Here is a 4,263-nt window from a genome sequence, read left to right on the forward strand (position 1 = left end):
GGACATCTGGTTCGCTCCTCCAAAGTCTCATATGTGCTGCGGGCTCATATTGAGCATGCACATCGGCTTCGTACTGATTGATTCTGGCCAACAATAAGCGCAACCTTTCATGGTCGCAATAGGAAATCACGGTGCATAAATGATTCGAGTCGAATGCGACACACATTTGTTCGTGCGCGACGGCGAAGGGCATGCGGCGAGCCTGTCGGACGTGGCGCCGCTGCTGGAACTCGTCGACGAAACCGGCAGCATCGCCCAGGCGGCACAGGCCAAAGGGTTGTCGTACCGGCACGCGTGGGGATTGCTGCGCTCGCTCGAGACATGCATCGGAGGCGCATTGATCGAGTCCGCGCGCGGCAAGGGCTCGGCATTGTCGGAACTCGGCCGTGCGGTGGTCGACGCGCAGCGTCTCGCGCGTACGCGGCTCGATGCGAATCTGCGCGCGCTCGCCGCGGAGGTGGCGAGCGACCTGAACCGACGGCTTTCCCAGCGCGACGGAGTGGTGCGCATTCACGCATCGCACGGCTATGCCGTCGCGGCGCTCGTGTCGTCGCTCGTCGAGGCGCATGGCGCAGTCGATATCAAATATCGAGAGAGCGTCGAAGCCGTCAAGGCGCTTGCTCGCGGCGAGTGTGAACTGGCGGGCTTTCATCTGCCGCTCGGACAGTTCCGCGCGCAATGCGCACAGATCTATCGGCCGTGGCTCGACGATGAGCGTCACGTGCTGATCCACCTGACGCGACGCAAGCAGGGACTGTTCGTGCCGCGCGGCAACCCGAAGGCCGTGTGCGGTCTACCCGATCTCGCGCGCAACGACATCCGCTTCGTCAACCGTCAGCCGGGCTCGGGAACGCGGATGCTGCTCGATCTCGCATTGCGTCAGATCGGCGTCGATCCGGAACAGATCAACGGCTACGCGTCGACCGAACTGACTCATTCGGCGATCGCGGCGTTCGTCGCGAGCGGCATGGCCGATCTTGGCTTCGGCGTCGAACCGGCTGCGCATCACTTCGGCCTCGATTTCATCCCGGTCGTCGACGAGGATTACTATTTCGCGTGCGAGCGCGCACGACTCGACGAGCGTCCGCTGGCCGGCGTGCTGGCGCTGATGCGCGATGCGCACTATCACGCGCGGGTCGCGCGTCTCGACGGTTACGATCCGACGGCGTGCGGCATGCTGACGAGCGTCGCGGCGGGGCTGGCGGCTGCCGGCGCGTAGCCCGCCGCGACCGCAACGCACGGTAATGCGAGCCGCGGCGCACGCTGCTGCAGCGGCCGAGGAATTGCGCTACGCTTGCCGCTTCATCAACGTTCCAACAAGCACGCCGGTCAGGCGTCGTCATGTCATGAAACTTTCGTTTCCTCTTTCCGCGGCAGCGTTGACCGCGGGGTTGCTGATTGCCGTTTCGCCTTTCGCATTTGCGCAGAATTCGCCGGGCGTGCCGGGCGGCATCCTCAACGACGAGTTCCGTCTCAACGAGCATCCGCAAATGCCGTTTGCGGCGTCTGCGCCATCGAAGAAATATCAGAGCGGCAAGAAGTCGGCGCTGCGGCGCAAGGGCGATATGGGCGACCCGAATGGTTGCAATCTGAAGTGTCCGATGAACGGCGAGTAACGCATGCCGGCCCCCGGCCGGTATGGGGCAATGGTTGATTGAGGGTTTACCCGTATTCCGAAAGAGTGTCTTCCCGAAACCTGCCTTATTCCTGAGCAGATGCCCACTTAGACTCCGGTTGTCAGCGATGAACGCATGGTTCGCCGCGAAGACAGACAAACAAATACTGGAGGTAAGTCATCATGAAATCGCTCGTTCAAGTCGCCATGGTTGCTGCTGCGCTCGCTGCCCCGGTTGTCTCGTTCGCCCAGTCGAACGCGCCGGTCACCCGTGCCCAGGTGCGAGCCGAGCTGGTTCAACTCGAACAGGCAGGCTACAAGCCGGCGCGCGGCCAAGATCCGCATTACCCCGATTCGATCCAGAGCGTGACGAATCGTGTTGCCGCGCAGAAAGATCAGACGGCTCAGGCCCAAGGTGTCGATAACAGCGGCTACGGTGCGCAAGCGCAAGGCGGATCGGCTGCCGGTTTGCGCACGGCTGGCGTGCGCCCGGCGACCGCCAAGGAAATGAAGGCGCTGTACCACGGTCTCTAAGCAGCGTGGCGGTTGGTGGCATGTGCTGCTGGAAATACCGCCGAAGTACTCAGGCTGTCCACGGACACACCCGGATCATTCGGGAATGAAAAAACCCGCGAAGCGTTGCGCTATCGCGGGTTTTTGAACTTCCTCGGAATATCGCGGAAGAGGTATTGGTGGAGGCGGCGGGAATCGAACCCGCGTCCAGAAGCGCTCCACGACCAGTTCTACATGTTTAGTTCTGTCGTTTGATTTAACCGCAGCGACGCGGACGAACACGCTGCACTACGGCGATTCGCTAGATTTTCGACCCTGGCGTCGCGACGCCACCAAGGCTTAACTGACGTATATGACCTCTGTCGGTATTGCTACCGGTCTTGCGACACTAGCCCGTCAGTGAACTAGGCAGAGGACGGCGGCCCTTAGGCTGCCAGTGCGAACGTATCGTCGTTTGCAGTTACGATTTTCCCATTGATTAACGAGGTGACGGGTCCTCGACATGCCCTAGCCGCTTCACAACCCCTGTCGAAACCAGGTCGCCCCCGCGGTTCAGATCGACAATTATAGCCCAACATCGCGCAATAGCTCGCGCAATTCCTGCGTCGTCTCGACAAGATGCTGCGCCTGCCAGTCCATCGGCGCAGCGCCGTCGCCGCAGTAGCCGTATGCGGCGGCGACGGTCGCCATGCCCGCTGCGCTGCCGGCCTGGATGTCGCGCAAGTCGTCGCCGACGTAGACGATGCGTGCCGGCTCGAGCGTCAGTTGTTCCGCCGCGTGCAGCAGCGGGGCAGGATGCGGCTTCGCGTGCGGCGTGGTATCGCCGCCGACTACGCATGCGGCGCGCGCGCCCAGGCCGAGTTGTTCGACGAGCGGCGCCGTGAAGCGCATCGCCTTGTTCGTCACGATGCCCCAGCGAACGCCGCGTGCATCGAGATCGTCAAGCAGAGCACCAATGCCGGGGAACAGAGTCGTATGCACGCAGAGATCCGTCGCGTAGTTCGCCAGGAACTCGTCGCGCATCGCGTCGTAGTCCGGTGCTTGCGGCGCGATGCCGAACGCGCCGCCGAGCAGGCCGCGCGCACCGGCGGATGCGAGTGGCCGCAATACGTCGAGCGGCGTCTCGGGCAAGCCCCGCATGCGCTGCATCTTGTTGACGGCGGCCGCCAGATCGGGGGCCGTATCGGCGAGCGTGCCGTCGAGATCGAACAGCACCGCACCGCAGGTTTGCAGGCGAGGCGCTTCAAGCATGGCCCGCGGCGCAGGCGAGAGGGAGGTCGTCATACCGGTTGAATCGTCACGCGCTGCGGCGGCACGCGACCAGATAATTGATGTCGGTGTCGTTCGACAGCGCGAAGCGCTTGCCGATCGGATGATACGTGATGCCCTTGATTTCCACGATGTGCAGGTCGGTTGCACGCACAAAGCTGGCCAGTTCCGACGGGCGGATGAAGCGCGCGTAATCGTGCGTGCCCTTCGGCAGCATTTGCGCGATGTACTCGGCGCCAATCACGGCGAACAGGTAGGACTTCAGGTTGCGGTTCAGCGTCGAGAAGAATACCCAGCCGCCCGGCTTGACGAGCGTCGCGCAGGCCTCGACGATGCCTGCCGGCGACGGTACGTGCTCGAGCATTTCCATGCAGGTGACGACGTCGTATGTACCGGGCTCACGTGCAGCGAGCGTTTCGGCCGGGATTGCCTCGTAGTCGACCGTCACGCCGCTCTCGAGGCTGTGCAGATCGGCGACGCCGAGCGCTTCGGTGGACAGGTCGATGCCCTTCACCTGCGCGCCGAGGCGCGCCATCGATTCGGACAGGATGCCGCCACCGCAACCGATATCGAGTACGCGTTTACCGGCCAGATGCGCATGCGAGTCGATCCAGCCGAGGCGAACCGGGTTGAGTTCGTGCAGCGGCTTGAATTCGGCATTCGGATCCCACCAATGATGGGCGAGATCGCTGAATTTCTGTAGCTCGTTCGGGTCGGCGTTCGTCATGAGGGCAAGGCGGAGAAGGAAAGTGGGGCGGTAATCCGCCGAGTCCGAAAGTATACAAGCGCGCGGGAGTCGCTGCCACCGGCGTGGCGTGAACCGGCGTCCGGACGATCGATAAAAAAAAGCCCCGCGATCGCGGGGC

General features: G+C 63.0%; 5 protein-coding genes and 1 other RNA gene. 3 read left to right on the forward strand and 3 right to left on the reverse strand.

Annotation, left to right across the window (positions count from 1 at the left end; translation table 11 throughout):
- The first annotated feature begins 139 nt into the window (after window positions 1-139).
- The 3 genes from KH616_RS22130 to KH616_RS22140 all read left to right on the forward strand — a co-directional run bounded on the left by KH616_RS22130 (window position 140) and on the right by KH616_RS22140 (window position 2,149).
- The gene (locus KH616_RS22130; protein WP_292251343.1) at window positions 140-1,219 is read left to right on the forward strand and encodes a substrate-binding domain-containing protein; all 1,080 of its coding nucleotides are present in this window, start codon (window positions 140-142) and stop codon (window positions 1,217-1,219) included.
- Between the two features lie 127 nt (window positions 1,220-1,346).
- Window positions 1,347-1,616, forward strand: coding sequence for a hypothetical protein (locus KH616_RS22135; RefSeq protein WP_292251346.1), 270 nt, complete (start codon window positions 1,347-1,349; stop codon window positions 1,614-1,616).
- Between the two features lie 182 nt (window positions 1,617-1,798).
- Complete coding sequence (locus KH616_RS22140) at window positions 1,799-2,149, forward strand: DUF4148 domain-containing protein (protein ID WP_292251348.1); 351 nt, start codon at window positions 1,799-1,801, stop codon at window positions 2,147-2,149.
- Between the two features lie 156 nt (window positions 2,150-2,305).
- Here KH616_RS22140 and ssrA read toward each other — a convergent pair.
- From ssrA to ubiG, 3 genes are all read right to left on the reverse strand, one after another.
- Window positions 2,306-2,675: a transfer-messenger RNA gene (gene ssrA / locus KH616_RS22145) on the reverse strand.
- Between the two features lie 17 nt (window positions 2,676-2,692).
- A complete protein-coding gene (gph, locus tag KH616_RS22150) occupies window positions 2,693-3,412 on the reverse strand; it encodes a phosphoglycolate phosphatase (RefSeq protein WP_292251351.1) in 720 nt (239 codons plus the stop codon).
- Window positions 3,413-3,425: 13 nt separating this feature from the next.
- The gene (gene ubiG, locus KH616_RS22155; RefSeq protein ID WP_292251352.1) at window positions 3,426-4,124 is read right to left on the reverse strand and encodes a bifunctional 2-polyprenyl-6-hydroxyphenol methylase/3-demethylubiquinol 3-O-methyltransferase UbiG; all 699 of its coding nucleotides are present in this window, start codon (window positions 4,122-4,124) and stop codon (window positions 3,426-3,428) included.
- Window positions 4,125-4,263 lie beyond the last annotated feature (139 nt).

This window comes from Burkholderia sp. (assembly GCF_018375725.1).
Lineage (GTDB): Bacteria > Pseudomonadota > Gammaproteobacteria > Burkholderiales > Burkholderiaceae > Burkholderia.

Bases quoted from the DNA above. Each gene is read 5' to 3' on its own strand.
- KH616_RS22130 (WP_292251343.1), top strand. From the start codon at position 140: ATGATTCGAGTCGAATGCGACACACATTTGTTCGTGCGCGACGGCGAA.
- KH616_RS22135 (WP_292251346.1), top strand. From the start codon at position 1,347: ATGAAACTTTCGTTTCCTCTTTCCGCGGCAGCGTTGACCGCGGGGTTG.
- KH616_RS22140 (WP_292251348.1), top strand. From the start codon at position 1,799: ATGAAATCGCTCGTTCAAGTCGCCATGGTTGCTGCTGCGCTCGCTGCC.
- gph (WP_292251351.1), bottom strand. From the start codon at position 3,412: ATGACGACCTCCCTCTCGCCTGCGCCGCGGGCCATGCTTGAAGCGCCT.
- ubiG (WP_292251352.1), bottom strand. From the start codon at position 4,124: ATGACGAACGCCGACCCGAACGAGCTACAGAAATTCAGCGATCTCGCC.